Annotated in this window: 14 protein-coding genes and 1 pseudogene; 13 read left to right on the top strand and 2 right to left on the bottom strand. The window is 60.3% G+C overall.

What is annotated here, in order from left to right; all coding sequences use genetic code 11:
• A pseudogene (locus AC19YT_RS19995) lies at window positions 1–119 on the top strand (IS30 family transposase); the annotation flags it as partial.
• On the opposite strand, the gene AC19YT_RS19990 reads toward AC19YT_RS19995, so the two are convergent.
• The gene (locus AC19YT_RS19990; protein WP_500610863.1) at window positions 109–714 is read right to left on the bottom strand and encodes a PAS domain-containing protein; all 606 of its coding nucleotides are present in this window, start codon (window positions 712–714) and stop codon (window positions 109–111) included. The pseudogene AC19YT_RS19995 and the gene AC19YT_RS19990 overlap by 11 nt on opposite strands.
• A gap of 299 nt (window positions 715–1,013) precedes the next feature.
• On the opposite strand from AC19YT_RS19990, the gene AC19YT_RS19985 reads away from it, so the two are divergent.
• The 10 genes from AC19YT_RS19985 to AC19YT_RS19940 all read left to right on the top strand — a co-directional run bounded on the left by AC19YT_RS19985 (window position 1,014) and on the right by AC19YT_RS19940 (window position 11,927).
• On the top strand, window positions 1,014–2,693 hold the full coding sequence (locus AC19YT_RS19985) for a TnsB C-terminal domain-containing protein (RefSeq protein ID WP_034011913.1): 1,680 nt from the start codon (window positions 1,014–1,016) through the stop codon (window positions 2,691–2,693).
• A gap of 2 nt (window positions 2,694–2,695) precedes the next feature.
• The gene (locus AC19YT_RS19980; protein WP_003465065.1) at window positions 2,696–3,604 is read left to right on the top strand and encodes a TniB family NTP-binding protein; all 909 of its coding nucleotides are present in this window, start codon (window positions 2,696–2,698) and stop codon (window positions 3,602–3,604) included.
• Window positions 3,601–4,818, top strand: coding sequence for a TniQ family protein (locus tag AC19YT_RS19975; RefSeq protein ID WP_054471483.1), 1,218 nt, complete (start codon window positions 3,601–3,603; stop codon window positions 4,816–4,818). Before AC19YT_RS19980 ends, AC19YT_RS19975 begins: the two co-directional genes overlap by 4 nt.
• Before the next feature lie 260 nt (window positions 4,819–5,078).
• Window positions 5,079–6,578 carry an IS21-like element ISPst3 family transposase gene (gene istA / locus AC19YT_RS19970; protein ID WP_024012635.1) on the top strand — a complete coding sequence of 500 codons (1,500 nt, stop codon included), beginning with the start codon at window positions 5,079–5,081 and terminating at the stop codon, window positions 6,576–6,578.
• Window positions 6,571–7,374, top strand: a complete 804-nt coding sequence (istB, locus tag AC19YT_RS19965; RefSeq protein WP_010454871.1) for an IS21-like element ISPst3 family helper ATPase IstB — start codon at window positions 6,571–6,573, stop codon at window positions 7,372–7,374. Before istA ends, istB begins: the two co-directional genes overlap by 8 nt.
• 354 nt (window positions 7,375–7,728) lie before the next feature.
• Window positions 7,729–8,850, top strand: a complete 1,122-nt coding sequence (locus tag AC19YT_RS19960) for an ISAs1-like element ISPa60 family transposase (RefSeq protein WP_010455375.1) — start codon at window positions 7,729–7,731, stop codon at window positions 8,848–8,850.
• 282 nt (window positions 8,851–9,132) lie between these two features.
• Entirely contained in the window at window positions 9,133–9,576 is a 444-nt protein-coding gene (gene msrB / locus AC19YT_RS19955; protein ID WP_003464965.1) for a peptide-methionine (R)-S-oxide reductase MsrB, read from the top strand.
• A gap of 1 nt (window position 9,577) precedes the next feature.
• A complete protein-coding gene (gene msrA, locus AC19YT_RS19950) occupies window positions 9,578–10,117 on the top strand; it encodes a peptide-methionine (S)-S-oxide reductase MsrA (RefSeq protein ID WP_003464967.1) in 540 nt (179 codons plus the stop codon).
• 140 nt (window positions 10,118–10,257) lie between these two features.
• Window positions 10,258–10,962 carry a glutathione S-transferase N-terminal domain-containing protein gene (locus AC19YT_RS19945; RefSeq protein WP_003464969.1) on the top strand — a complete coding sequence of 235 codons (705 nt, stop codon included), beginning with the start codon at window positions 10,258–10,260 and terminating at the stop codon, window positions 10,960–10,962.
• Window positions 10,959–11,927: a magnesium and cobalt transport protein CorA gene (locus AC19YT_RS19940; protein ID WP_003464971.1), complete on the top strand. Its 969-nt coding sequence runs from the start codon at window positions 10,959–10,961 to the stop codon at window positions 11,925–11,927. The genes AC19YT_RS19945 and AC19YT_RS19940 overlap by 4 nt, the downstream gene beginning before the upstream one ends.
• 204 nt (window positions 11,928–12,131) lie before the next feature.
• On the opposite strand, the gene AC19YT_RS19935 is transcribed toward AC19YT_RS19940, so the two are convergent.
• Complete coding sequence (locus AC19YT_RS19935) at window positions 12,132–12,299, bottom strand: hypothetical protein (protein ID WP_192909206.1); 168 nt, start codon at window positions 12,297–12,299, stop codon at window positions 12,132–12,134.
• Between the two features lie 75 nt (window positions 12,300–12,374).
• Here AC19YT_RS19935 and AC19YT_RS19930 point away from each other — a divergent pair, with 75 nt between their 5' ends.
• The gene (locus tag AC19YT_RS19930; protein WP_002118279.1) at window positions 12,375–13,388 is read left to right on the top strand and encodes a zinc-binding alcohol dehydrogenase family protein; all 1,014 of its coding nucleotides are present in this window, start codon (window positions 12,375–12,377) and stop codon (window positions 13,386–13,388) included.
• A 72-nt stretch (window positions 13,389–13,460) separates the two neighbouring features.
• Window positions 13,461–13,892, top strand: coding sequence for a GlcG/HbpS family heme-binding protein (locus tag AC19YT_RS19925; protein WP_005006001.1), 432 nt, complete (start codon window positions 13,461–13,463; stop codon window positions 13,890–13,892).
• Window positions 13,893–13,922: the final 30 nt, after the last annotated feature.

Here is a 13,922-nt window from a genome sequence, read left to right as displayed (position 1 = left end):
TGACCGTCGAAGCCGTCAATCGGACAGTAGCGAGGATCAATCTACGCCCGCGCAAGCGCTTGGGCTGGAAGACGCCGTACGAAGTGCATACAGGGGTGAGCGTTGCACTTATGTGTTGAATTCAGGTTGATAAAAATTATCGAAACAGAACATTCGGTGGTGTCGACCCTTGATATCGCTGAGGCGATAACCCATAGCACGGAGGAAATTCTCATTTGCATGCAGGATGTCACCGTTAGGTGTGAACTCGATCTCCGCCATCGAGCGGGAGATGGCTGCATGGACGGCTCTTAGTGAGAGTAACTCGTTTTCTCTCTGAGTGACATCTGAGCCAATCTTAATGATTTCAATAACTTTTCCATCTTGATTTTGAACTGGAATATAAGTAGCCTCAATCAATACTAAGTTACCGTCTTTGCGCAGCCGCCTAAATAAACCTGATTGAAGATGGCCGTCAGCCAATTTCTGCCAGAAGCGCGAATAATCAGCTGTGTTAGCATAATTCTTTTCGCAGAAAATTCTGTGGTGCTGCCCTGCTATTTCTTCGAGTTTGTAACCAAGCATCTCTAGAAAGATATTGCTCGCATAGATTACGCTCCCGTCTGGCCTGAATCTGATTTCCGCGACATTTCGACTTATTGAATCAAGCTGCCGCTGTAGTTCTGAGAGCTTATTTTCTGTGTCCAGCAGTTGTTTGTTTTTATTGAAAAACATAATCATTACCTTTGTGCAAATAAAATAATACTTGGGGCCCAATTTATACTGTATCGGTTAGCGCAACCGCTTCTTGAGAGCATAGCTCTTTATAGTTGGAAAATTAGCGATTTGCAGCCATGTGTCATATTGAGCTATGCCTCAACCTGGCGTCAGTGTCGTTTTCAGAAGACGACCGCACCATCTGACTGGATGTAACGCCTGGTGTGCATACGGCTCCTGACAGCCCAATATCAGGAGTCGTCTGCACCAATCTCGACTATGCTCAATACTCGTGTGCACCAAAGCGAGGTTTGGGCATGACATCAGACACTCCACCGATTGCCGCGCAAGGCGTGGCCACCCTGCCCGACGAGGCATGGGCGCAAGCCCGGCACCGGACGGAAATCATCGGGCCACTGGCAGCGCTTGAGGTGGTCGGGCATGAAGCCGCCGATGAGGCAGCCCAAGCGCTGGGCCTGTCCCGGCGACAGGTATATGTCCTGATCCGTCGCGCCCGGCAGGGTACTGGCCTGGTAACAGACCTGACGCCCGGCCGATCCGGCGGCGGCAAAGGCAAGGGGCGCTTGCCGGAACCGGTCGAGCGCATCATCCGCGAGCTGCTGCAAAAGCGCTTCCTGACCAAGCAGAAACGCAGCCTGGCGGCGTTCCACCGCGAAGTCGCGCAGGCGTGCAAAACCCAGAAGCTGCCGGTGCCGGCGCGCAACACCGTGGCCCAGCGGATTGCCGGACTACACCCGGCGAAAATAGCCCGCAGCCGGGGCGGGCAGGACGCTGCCCGTCCCTTGCAAGGCGCGGGTGGCATTCCGCCCGAAGTCACCATGCCGCTGGAACAGGTGCAGATCGACCACACCGTCATCGACCTGATCGTGGTCGACGAGCGCGACCGGCAACCGATTGGCCGCCCATATTTGACCCTCGCCATCGACGTGTTCACGCGCTGCGTACTCGGCCTGGTGGTCACGCTGGAAGCGCCGTCCGCCGTCTCGGTCGGCCTATGCCTCGCGCATGCCGCCTGCGACAAGCGGCCCTGGCTGGAAGGGCTGAATGTGGAAATGGACTGGCCGATGAGCGGCAAGCCCAGGCTGCTCTATCTGGACAACGCGGCCGAGTTCAAAAGCGAAGCGCTGCGCCGTGGCTGCGAACAGCATGGCATCCGGCTGGACTATCGCCCACCAGGCCAGCCGCACTACGGCGGCATCGTGGAACGGATCATCGGCACGGCGATGCAGATGATCCACGACGAATTACCGGGGACGACCTTCTCCAATCCCGGCCAGCGCGGCGAGTACGATTCCGAGAAGATGGCCACCCTGACGCTGCGCGAGCTGGAGCGCTGGCTCGCGTTGGCGGTAGGCACCTATCACGGCTCCGTGCACAACGGCCTGCTCCAGCCGCCGGCCGCGCGCTGGGCCGAGGCCGTGGAGCGCGTTGGCGTCCCGGCCGTCGTTACCCGCCCCACCGCGTTTTTGGTCGATTTCCTGCCGGTGATCCGCCGCACCCTGACCCGCACCGGCTTTGTCATCGACCACATCCACTACTACGCCGACGCCCTCAAGCCGTGGATTGCCCGGCGCGAGCGCTTGCCCGCCTTCCTGATCCGGCGCGATCCGCGCGACATCAGCCGCATCTGGGTACTGGAACCGGAAGGTCAGCACTATCTGGAGATCCACTACCGCACCTTGTCCCATCCGGCCGTCACCCTCTGGGAACAACGCCAGGCGCTGGCCAAATTGCGTCAGCTCGGGCGCGAGCAGGTGGACGAGTCGGCGCTGTTCCGCATGATCGGGCAGATGCGCGAGATCGTGACCACCGCCCAGAAGGCCACGCGCAAGGCGCGGCGCGACGCTGATCGCCGCCAGCACCTCAAGACGTCGGAGCCACCGGCCAAGCCCATACCGCCGGATGTGGACATGGCTGACCCGCAGGCAGACAACCTGCCGCCGGCCAAACCGTTCGATCAGATCGAGGAGTGGTAGCCGTGGACGAATATCCCGTCATTGACCTGTCCCACCTGCTGCCAGCGGCACAGGGTTTGGCCAGGCTGCCGGCAGACGAGCGCATCCAGCGCATTCGCGCCGACCGCTGGATCGGCTACCCGCGCGCGGTCGAGGCGCTGAACCGGCTGGAAACTCTGTATGCGTGGCCGAACAAGCAACGCATGCCAAACCTGCTGCTGGTCGGCCCCACCAACAACGGCAAGTCGATGATCGTCGAGAAATTCCGGCGGGCGCACCCGGTCGGCACCGACGCTGACCAAGAACATATCCCGGTGCTGGTCGTGCAGATGCCGTCAGAGCCATCGGTGATCCGCTTCTATGTCGCGCTGCTGGCTGCGATGGGCGCGCCGCTGCGCCCGCGCCCACGGCTGCCGGAAATGGAGCAACTGGCGCTGGCCCTGCTGCGCAAGGTCGGCGTGCGCATGCTGGTGATCGACGAACTGCACAATGTACTGGCTGGCAACAGCGTTAACCGGCGCGAGTTCCTCAACCTGCTGCGCTTCCTCGGCAACGAGCTGCGTATCCCCCTGGTCGGGGTCGGCACGCGCGAGGCGTACCTGGCCATCCGTTCGGACGATCAGTTGGAAAACCGCTTCGAGCCGATGCTGCTGCCGCCGTGGGAGGCCAATGAGGACTGCTGCTCGCTGCTGGCCAGCTTCGCGGCGTCACTCCCGCTACGGCGGCCATCCCCGATTGCCACGCTGGACATGGCCCGCTACCTGCTCACCCGGAGCGAAGGCACCATCGGCGAGCTTGCACATCTGCTGGTGGCGGCGGCCGTCGCCGCCGTGGAGAGTGGCGAGGAAGCGATCAACCACCGCACGCTCAGCATGGCCGACTACATCGGCCCCAGTGAGCGGCGGCGACAGTTCGAGCGGGAACTGATGTGAAGTCCGCGCCGCGCTGGCCGCTGCATCCGGCACCCAAGGAAGGCGAAGCCCTGTCCTCATGGCTCAACCGGGTCGCCGCCTGCTACCAGATGGACGTGCACGAGCTGCTGGCCCACGATCTTGGTCACAGCCAACTTGATGACCTGGATACCGCACCATCCTTGTCGTTGCTGACGGCGCTCTGCCAGCGCAGTGGCGTCGAGCTGGAGCGGTTGCGCAGCATGAGTCTTGCAGGCTGGGTGCCGTGGCTGCTCGACAGTCTCGACGATTCGGTACCAGCAGCCTTGGAAACCTATACATTCCAATGCGCGGTGCTCCTGCCCAAGCGCACCCGCAAGGTGCGGTCCATCACTCGCTGGCGTGCCTGGCTACCGAGCCAGACGATTCGCCGGGCGTGTCCGCAGTGTCTGAACGATCCAACGAATCAAGCTGTGCTACTCGTCTGGCAGCTCCCCTTGATGCTGAGCTGCCCGCAGCATGGCTGCTGGCTGGAGTCCTACTGGGGCATGCACGGCCGGTATCTTCAGTGGGAAATCGCCGATGCTGCGCCGCGCCCTGCCGATGACGCAATCGCCTGCATGGACCGGCGCACCTGGCAGGCGCTGACGACGGGTTTTGTGGAGCTGCCGCGTCGGCGTGTCCACGCCGGCTTGTGGTTCCGGCTGCTGCGCACCCTGCTTGATGAGCTGAACACGCCGCTCTCGCACTGCGGCAGTTGCTCGGCGAGCATCCGCCATGTCTGGGAGCGCTGCGGCCATCCGCTGCGCGCCGGGCAGAGTCTGTGGCGTCCCTACGAGATTCTGGCCCCGGCGGTGCAGTGGCAGATGCTGGAGGCGGCGGCCACCGCCATCACGCTGATCGAGTCAAAGGCGCTGATCCCGCGCGGGGAACAGGCCGCGCTGTTTCAGACGGAGCCGCACACTGGTTTCACCAACGGCCTGCCGGCGAAGGTGCCGAAGCCGGAACCCATCAACCACTGGCAACGAGCAGCCCAGGCCATCGATGAGGCCATCATTGAAGCGCGACACAACCCGGAGACGGCCCGCTTGCTGTTCACACTGGCGTCCTACGGGCGACGCGACCCCGAATCCCTGGAACGTTTGCGCGCCACGTTCACCAAGGAGGGCATCCCGCCGGAGTTTTTGTCACATTACGAGCCTGAATGGCCGTTTGCAGGTCTTAGACTAAATGACGGGTTAAGTGACAGTTTTTGACGGCGAGAACTTTCTGGCTCACACTGTCACATAATCGAACGTATATGTGACAGGTACGACATGCTGATAGGCTACATGCGGGTATCGAAGGCGGACGGCTCCCAGGCTACCGATTTGCAGCGCGACGCGCTGATTGCCGCCGGGGTGTTGCCGCTGACCGAAAACTGACCCAGTAGAGGCTGTTCTGCCGACTGAAAACTGACCCAGGTGTTCAACTGCTTCTGCTCAATTTTTGAGCAGGAGAACACAGGGTGATCAGTATGGAAATGATGGGCAAAATTCGCCGGATGTATTTCCGCGACAAGCTGTCGCTGCATGAGATAGCCAAGCGCACCGGGTTGGCGCGCAACACGATTCGCAAGTGGGTCAGAGCACCTGAGGCCAAGCCGCCGGTCTACCAACGCCGCGCGATCTTCAACAAACTCAGCCCTTTTCACGCCACGCTGGAGCAGGCGCTAAAAGCCGATTCGCTGCGGCCCAAGCAACAGCGGCGCAGTGCCAAGGCGCTGTTGGCGCAAATCAAAGCCGAAGGTTATGACGGTGGCTACAGCCAGCTCACCGCGTTTATCCGTGCCTGGCGAGGGGGACAGGGCAAGGCGTCGCAGGCCTTTGTGCCGCTGACCTTTGCTCTTGGCGAGGCGTTTCAGTTTGACTGGAGCGAGGAAGGCTTGCTGGTCGGCGGCATTTACCGGCGTATGCAGGTGGCACATCTGAAGCTGTGTGCCAGCCGTGCGTTCTGGCTTGTGGCGTATCCGAGCCAGGGCCATGAGATGTTATTTGACGCCCATACACGCTCGTTCGGCTCCTTGGGCGGCGTGCCGCGCCGGGGCATCTACGACAACATGAAGACCGCCGTCGACAAGGTCAATAAGGGCAAAGGCCGGGCGGTGAATGCGCGCTTTGCGGTGATGTGCGCGCATTACCTGTTCGATCCGGACTTCTGCAACGTCGCCGCTGGTTGGGAAAAGGGCATCGTTGAAAAGAACGTGCAAGACAGCCGCAGGCGTATCTGGCTAGACGCCCAGGACTGCCAGTTTCACTCCTTCGAGGAACTCAATGCCTGGCTGGGCCAGCGCTGCCGCGCGCTTTGGAACGAGCTGACGCACCCTCAATACAGCGGGCTGAGTGTGGCCGAAGTGCTGGAGTTGGAGCGCGCTGAACTGATGCCTGTGCCAGCGCCATTCGACGGTTACGTCGAGCGGCCTGCGCGGGTCTCCAGCACCTGCCTGGTCAGCGTCGGGCGCAACCGCTACTCGGTGCCGTGTGAGTATGCGGGTAAGTGGGTCAGCAGCCGTTTGTATCCGACGCGAATCGAGGTGGTGGCTGACGACGCGCTGATCGCCAGCCATGTCCGCTTGCTGGATCGCGACCAGGTCAGCTATGACTGGCAGCACTACCTCCCGCTGATCGAACGCAAGCCCGGTGCGCTGCGCAACGGCGCGCCCTTTGCTGATCTGCCGGCGCCGCTGCGTCAGCTTAAGCACGGTCTGGGGCGTCATGCCGGCGGTGACCGGATCATGGCGCAAGTTCTGGCTGCCGTACCGGTCGCCGGGCTCGATGCGGTGCTGGTGGCTGTTGAGCTGGTACTGGAAAGCGGCAGCCTGAGCGCCGAACACATCCTCAATGTCGTGGCGCGCCTGGCCGCGACCGAACCACCACCCAGCGTCGAAACCCACTTGTCGCTCAAGGAAGCCCCCGTCGCTAACACGGCGCGCTACGACCGCCTGCGTGGCCAGACCGAGGAGATCGGTCATGCGTGATTTGATGGCGGAACTCAAGGAGCTGCGCCTGCACGGCATGGCCACGGCCTGGGCGGAGTTGACTGCGCAGGGTGAGTCGAACACAGCCTCGTCCAAGTGGCTGCTCGAACACCTGCTGGAACAAGAGCACACAGATCGCGCCATGCGCTCGGTGAGCCACCAGATGAACATGGCCAAGCTGCCGATGCACCGCGACCTGGCCGGCTTCGACTTCAGCGCCTCCAGCGCAGACGCTCGTTTGATCAGCGAACTGGCCAGTCTGGCCTTTACCGACACCGCGCAGAACGTGGTGCTGATCGGTGGGCCTGGCACCGGTAAAACCCACCTGGCCACTGCGCTGGCCGTGTCCGGCATCACCCGGCACGGCAAGCGCGTGCGCTTCTACTCCACGGTCGATCTGGTCAATCTGCTGGAGCGCGAAAAGCACGACGGCAAAGCCGGGCGGATCGCCCAAGCTCTGCTGCGCATGGATCTGGTCATCCTCGACGAACTGGGTTATCTGCCCTTCAGCCAGGCCGGCGGTGCGTTGCTGTTTCACCTGCTATCCAAGCTGTACGAACACACCAGCGTGGTGATCACCACCAACCTGAGCTTCGCCGAATGGTCGAGCGTGTTCGGCGACGCCAAGATGACCACCGCCCTGCTGGATCGGCTGACCCACCACTGCCACATCGTCGAAACCGGTAACGAGTCCTATCGCCTGCAACACAGTAGCTTGGCGGCCCAGGCCAAGATCAAATCACGGGAGCGAAAGCGTAAGGGCGGCCAGGAACCGGAGGACGATGAGCCGTTCTGATTTCATGGCGACGACGGCCTGCTACATGGCTGCGTGTGGCAGGTCTTAAACAACTGAACTGGGCTAGCGAAGGAGTGGGGGCAACAGCAGCTGCGCTGGTAGACTTATCCACAGTTGCTGGTAACAAAATCAGCAATCCGCCCTGGGTCAAATTTCAATCGGCAGGGTGGGTCAATTTTCCATCAGCGCCAACACACTAAGCAACCATCAGAAAATTTTGACTGTACGCCAAAAAATTCGCATCTACCAGCATCTAAACAGGCGTTGCAGGGCAATCGCATGAACGCCTGCCGATTTGAATGAGTCCTTTCCCAGCGGGCATCCTGAGCGCCTCTCTACTCAGGATGCCCTGCAATGTCGCATCACATACCAATCTCCGATGTTCTGGTCGCCATCAATGATCCCCGTCAGCAGGGCAAGATTCGTCACGACCTGGTCGAAACACTGGTCGTGGCTATCTGCGGCGTGCTTGCCGGCGCTGACACCTTCATCGAAATCGAACTCTGGGCTGAGCAGCGGCTGGACTGGTTCCGCCGTATTCTGAAACTACCCCACGGCATTCCCTCACACGACACCTTTGGACGGCTATTCAGCCTGATCGATCCAGAGGAGTTCGAGCAGGCCTTCCGCTGTTGGGTTGCGGCGATCCTACCGGCCCTTTCTCCGCAAGTGGTTGCCCTAGACGGCAAGACCAGTCGCCGCTCCGGCAAGAAAAACACGGCCCCGTTGCACCTGGTCAGCGCTTTTGCGGCTGATTCAGGGCTGATTCTCGGGCAGAGGGCGACCTCCCAGAAGTCCAACGAGAAGACCGCCATTCCTGAGCTGCTGGCCACACTGGCGCTTGAGGGCTGCACCGTGACGATCGATGCCATGGGTACCCAGCCGGACATTGCACAGGCCATTCTCGATCGCGGGGCGCACTATCTGCTGGCCATCAAGGGAAACCAGCCGAAGCTGGCCGAAGCGATCGATGACTTCGCTGACACCTTTTTGGACGGCGATCCTGCCCGGGTACCCCATGCGCACTTCGAGCATGTCGAGAAGGACCATGGCCGGCTGGAGGTTCGTCGCTGCCATGTTTTCGACCAACTCCAGTGCCTGCCACAGCCAGAACGCTGGCCAGGACTGCGCACTTTCGTGATGCTGGAGTCCGAGCGGACTGTGGGCAACCAGACCAGCCTGGAGCGCCGTTACTACATCAGCAGTCTTGCTCCGGATGCAGAGCGCATCGCACATGCCATCAGGGCGCACTGGGGCGTGGAGAACCGCGTCCACTGGTGCATGGATGTCATTTTTGGTGACGATCAGATGCGGATCCGAACCGGGCATGCTGCCCACAACATGGCCGTTCTCAAGCAACTTACATTGAATTTGATCCGGTTGGATCCGGTCAAGCGCAAGGGTGGCATCAAGGCACGAAGGCTGATTGCTGCAACCTCTGATGATTATCGGGCTGAACTATTAGGTCTCAGGTGAGCTTCATGCGATTGCCTTGACAGGCGTTGTTGATTATCATAAAACACTGACACTGTATTATATAATCGTGCTTTTGTGTTATTTTTTTAATATTTACTGATTACGTACTTGCTTAACCACTCAGTTGCGCTAGAACTAATAGACGCGAAATTTAAATCTCTAATTTTCCAACACTTAGTAAAACCTCGTTTGCCATCCCACTACCATTGTAGGAGCAAATCAGGAGACATAAAAAATTAGCGGTAGCGTGCCTGGCCCTCTAGATAAGTATTGGAGACTGTAATGAAGTTTGAAAAGTCACAGACAGCAATCGACCACCTGACTCCCGAGCAACACCGAATTACCCAGGAGGCGGGCACCGAAAGGCCCTTCACGGGCGAGTACAACGACAACAAGGAGCCTGGCATCTACGTCGACATAGTGTCGGGAGAGCCACTGTTCGCTTCGACGGACAAGTTCGATTCGGGTACTGGCTGGCCCAGCTTCACCAAGCCGATCGTTTCGGCAAACGTGAACGAGGTGCGGGACAGCGCACACGGCATGGTCCGGACGGAGGTCAGGTCAGTACACGCAGACAGTCATCTCGGCCATGTGTTCCCCGATGGTCCTTCCGACCGCGGCGGTCTGCGGTACTGCATCAACTCAGCGTCCCTTCGCTTCATCCCGCGCGACGAGATGGAGTCCGAGGGATACGGTGAATATCTCGATCAAGTAGAGGAGGCTTAACATGCATCAGCGCGCTGTTCTCGCAGGAGGATGTTTCTGGGGCATGCAGGATCTGATCCGCAAGCGGCCCGGCATCATCTCGACCCGTGTGGGTTACACGGGCGGCGATATTCCGAACGCCACGTATCGTAATCACGGCACGCATGCCGAGGGGATCGAGATTGTCTTCGACCCGACAGTGACGAGCTACCGGAACATCCTGGAATTCTTCTTCCAGATCCACGATCCGACGACGCTGAACCGCCAGGGCAATGATCGTGGGCTCTCCTACCGGTCGGGCATCTATTATGTCGACGAGGAGCAGAAGCGCGTCGCCGAGGATACGATCGCCGATGTGGATGCCTCGGGGCTGTGGGATGGCAAAGTGGTGACCGAGGTCCAGCCGGTCGGCGAGTTCTGGGAGGCCGAGCCCGATCACCAGGATTATCTGGAGAAGCGCCCGGGCGGCTACACCTGCCACTTCGTCCGTCCCGGCTGGGTGCTTCCGAAGCGCCAAAAGGTTGACGACGTACAGCCAGCGGCCGGGACCGCGGCGGAATAGGCTTCACTGCCGTTGCCACTGCGCCGATCCGGTCCGCAATCTTCGTGACCGCGTCGTTCAGCGACGCGGTCATCGAACCCTACTTCAGAGTGACGGCTCGTTCCAGTCAGTCGCCATCGCAACACCAGGATCGCAGATTTATGCCAGACCTCTCGTCCTTTCCGATCACGCAGCGCTGGCCGGCATCTCATCCCGATCGCCTGCAACTCTACGCAGCCCCTACGCCCAATGGCGTCAAGGTCTCGATCATGCTTGAGGAGACTGGCCTGGCGTACGAGCCCCACCTGATCGACATCTCGAACAACGAGTCGAAGGATCCGGCGTTCGTGTCGCTGAACCCGAACGGACGCATACCGGCGATCATCGATCCGGCTGGCCCTGACGGTAGACCCATCGCCTTATGGGAATCCGGTGCGATCCTCCTCTATCTGGCCGACAAGACGGGTCAGTTCATCTCCACCGAACCAGGCCAGCGTTACGAGACCCTAGCGTGGGTGTTCTTTCAGATGTCGGCCATCGGGCCGATGTTCGGTCAGCTCGGCTTCTTCCTGCGATTTGGCGGCAAGGACTATGAGGACAAGCGGCCGCAACAGCGCTTTATCGACGAATCCACGCGTCTGCTGGGGATTCTGGATCGCCGGCTGGAAGGCCGCGACTGGATCGTCGACGACTATTCGATCGCGGACATCGCGACGCTCGGCTGGGTGAATGCGCTGGTGGAATTCTACGCTGCGGGTGACATCCTTGGCCTCAGCAGCTTTTCGAACGTCCGCGCATGGCTTGGACGCGGGCTGGCTCGACCGGCCGTCCAGCGTGGCCTCCACATTCCCGCGAGGCCAGCATGAGCATCATCGCCGCCTATTATTACAACGAAGGCAAGCGAGTTCGCGAAATCGCGCTCGATGAGCACGTCAAGTTGGGCGAGAGTCGCTCGGGCTTCTGCTGGATCGCGCTTAGCGAACCCACCCCCGAGGAACTACTCGCGATCCAAAGGACATATAATCTTCATCCGTTGGCGATCGACAACGCGATGCACCCGCTGTGCCCGCCCAAGCTCGAGGTCTACAACGATGAGTTGTACGTCGTCGCGCAGACCGCCGAGCTGGTCGGCGACCGGATCAGCTACGGCAAGATGGCGATCTTCACCGGTCACAATCACCTTATCACCGTGCGGCACGGCAATGCCGGAGCGCTGGGCAAACTTCGGGAGCAACTCGAGGCATCGCCGACGCAGTTCGGCAAGGGTGTCGACTATGTGCTGCACGCGATCTTGCATCGCGTGGTCGACCAGTATCTGCCCATCTTCGAAATGATCGAGGACGACGTCCTGGCGATGGAGCGACGGTCGCTGCACGATTTCCTCGGGCCAGAAGAGGTGGCGCGAATCTTCGAACTAAGGTCCGAACTCACGCGGTTCCAGCGCACGCTCGGGGCTATGGCCGAGCTGGTGCGAAAGCTCGTTCGCGGCCACTTTCCCTGCATCAGCGCCGAAATGACACCATATTTCCACGACGTCGCGGACCATGTCCACCGCGTGCAGTCCATGGTCGACGGCCTCCTGCTTGTCCTGTCCACGGTCTTTGAGGCCAGCAGCCTTCTTGAAGCGCAAAGGACGGGGGTGATCACCCGCCAGCTGGCGGCTTGGGCGGCAATACTGGCAGTCCCGACGGCGATCGCTGGAATATACGGCATGAACTTTAAGCACATGCCGGAGCTGGACACGGCCTACGGATACTTTGTCGTGCTCGGAGTGATAGCGATATCGTGCGTTTTCCTATTTGTGCGCTTCAAGAAGGCTAAGTGGCTGTGAATACTGCCCATCGTTTTCTTCGCCGTCATCTGACGGTTACAGCGGGCCTTATACGGAAGCTTGTCCAATCCAACTCAAGATGAAGGTGCGTCCATGACATAGCAGCTGACCGACGCTCTACAAGCAGTTCAGTCCTTCATCGCCAAGGGCTAAGACCGCGAATAGCGCGTCAAGGACAGCAATCTCGTCGATCTCGAGCCAGGATCAACCATCGGTCCGTGCGGCATCTGCGTCGACGCGGCGTTTCGCCTCGGAAGCGGTGATGATGGCGATAACGCCTCCACCCTCTACGCGATCACCGATCCGGCGACCGAGCATAAGGGCCTGTTGATCGACGCGTTCGATGAAATCTGCTACCGCGACCCAGTTCAAGAGTCGGGACCTCAATGTAGAAGAAGTTGACTAACGAGCATTCGCGTCATCCGATCAAGCAAGCTGGAGACATTTATGAAAGCCATTGGTTACAAGGTTCCGGGACCCATCGCCGCGGATGCCGCGCTGGTCGACATCAATCTGCCTCGGCCTGTCGCTGCAGGATACGATATCCTGGTTGAGGTGAAGGCCGTCTCGGTCAACCCGGTCGACTACAAGGTCCGCAACAGCACGCCGCCGGCAGATGGCGATTGGAAGGTGCTGGGATGGGATGCCGCCGGGATTGTGCGCGAGGTCGGCCCCGACGTCACGCAGTTCGAGTTAGGCGACGAGGTCTATTATGCCGGATCGATCACACGGCCCGGTACCAATGCGGAGTTCCATCTCGTCGACGCCCGGATTGTCGGTCACAAACCTGCGTCGCTCTCCTGGGCGGAAGCGGCGGCGCTGCCGCTGACGACGTTGACGGCCTGGGAGGCGATGTTCGACCGCCTGGACGTGGCGAAGCCCGTACCCGGTGCGGCGGAGGCGATCCTCATCATCGGTGGCGCGGGCGGGGTTGGGTCGATCGCCGTCCAGATCGCGCGACAGCGCACGGACCTCACCGTCATCGCCACAGCCTCTCGACCGGAAACCCAAGAGTGGGTAAGAGGGCTTGGAGCTCACCACGTCATCGACCATTCTCGTCCGCTCGCGCCACAGATCGCCGAACTCGGCATCGGTGCTCCCGCTTTCGTCTTTTCGACCACACATACCGAGCAACATGTCGCCGACATCGCCGAACTGATCGCCCCACAAGGACGGTTCGGACTGATCGACGATCCCAAGGCATTCGATATCATGGTTTTCAAGCGCAAGGCGGTGTCGATCCACCACGAGCTGATGTTCACGCGGTCGATCTACGGCACGCCCGACATGAATGAGCAGGGCGAGATTCTGGATGCGATGGCAGCGCTGGTTGACGACGGCAAAATCCGCACGACGCTGACCCGGCGACTGTCGCCGATCAATGCCGCCAATCTGAAGACGGTGCATGCACTGATCGAAAGTGGCGCGGCTAAAGGCAAGATCGTCCTCGAAGGCTTCTAACGACCGCGATCGCCAAACATCTTGTCCAACCTCAAAAAGCCGAACGGGTTATGCCCCAGCGATGAGAATCCCATGACCAAATCTATTGCCACCGCCTCGATCAACCGCGAAACCGCAGTCGCCCTCATCGACGCGGCGCTCGCTGCGGCCCGTGCCATCGGCATCCCGGCTGCCGTCGCCGTCGTCGACGCCACCGGTAACCTGCGCGCGTTCGAGCGCACCGACGATGCGCCGTTCCTTACCGTCGATGTTGCCATCGACAAGGCCTGGAGTTCCGCCTCGTTTGGGTTCCCGACCCATGTCTGGAACGACTATGTGACCAACGATCCAAAAGTGGCGCCGCTAGCCTATCGCCCTCGGATGGTCGCTGTCGGCGGCGGTTATCCGATTCTGGAGGATGGGAAGTTGATCGGCGGCATAGGCATCTCCGGAGGCAACTATCAGCAGGATCAGGATGCGTGCGTCGAGGCACTCATGAAAATCGGGTTCCAGTTGCCAGCCTGACGACTGTGAGGCCATCACCGGTGGTAATGG

It is taken from the genome of Pseudomonas sp. MF08875, assembly GCF_059862525.1.
This window is presented reverse-complemented; position numbering and strand designations above follow the sequence as displayed.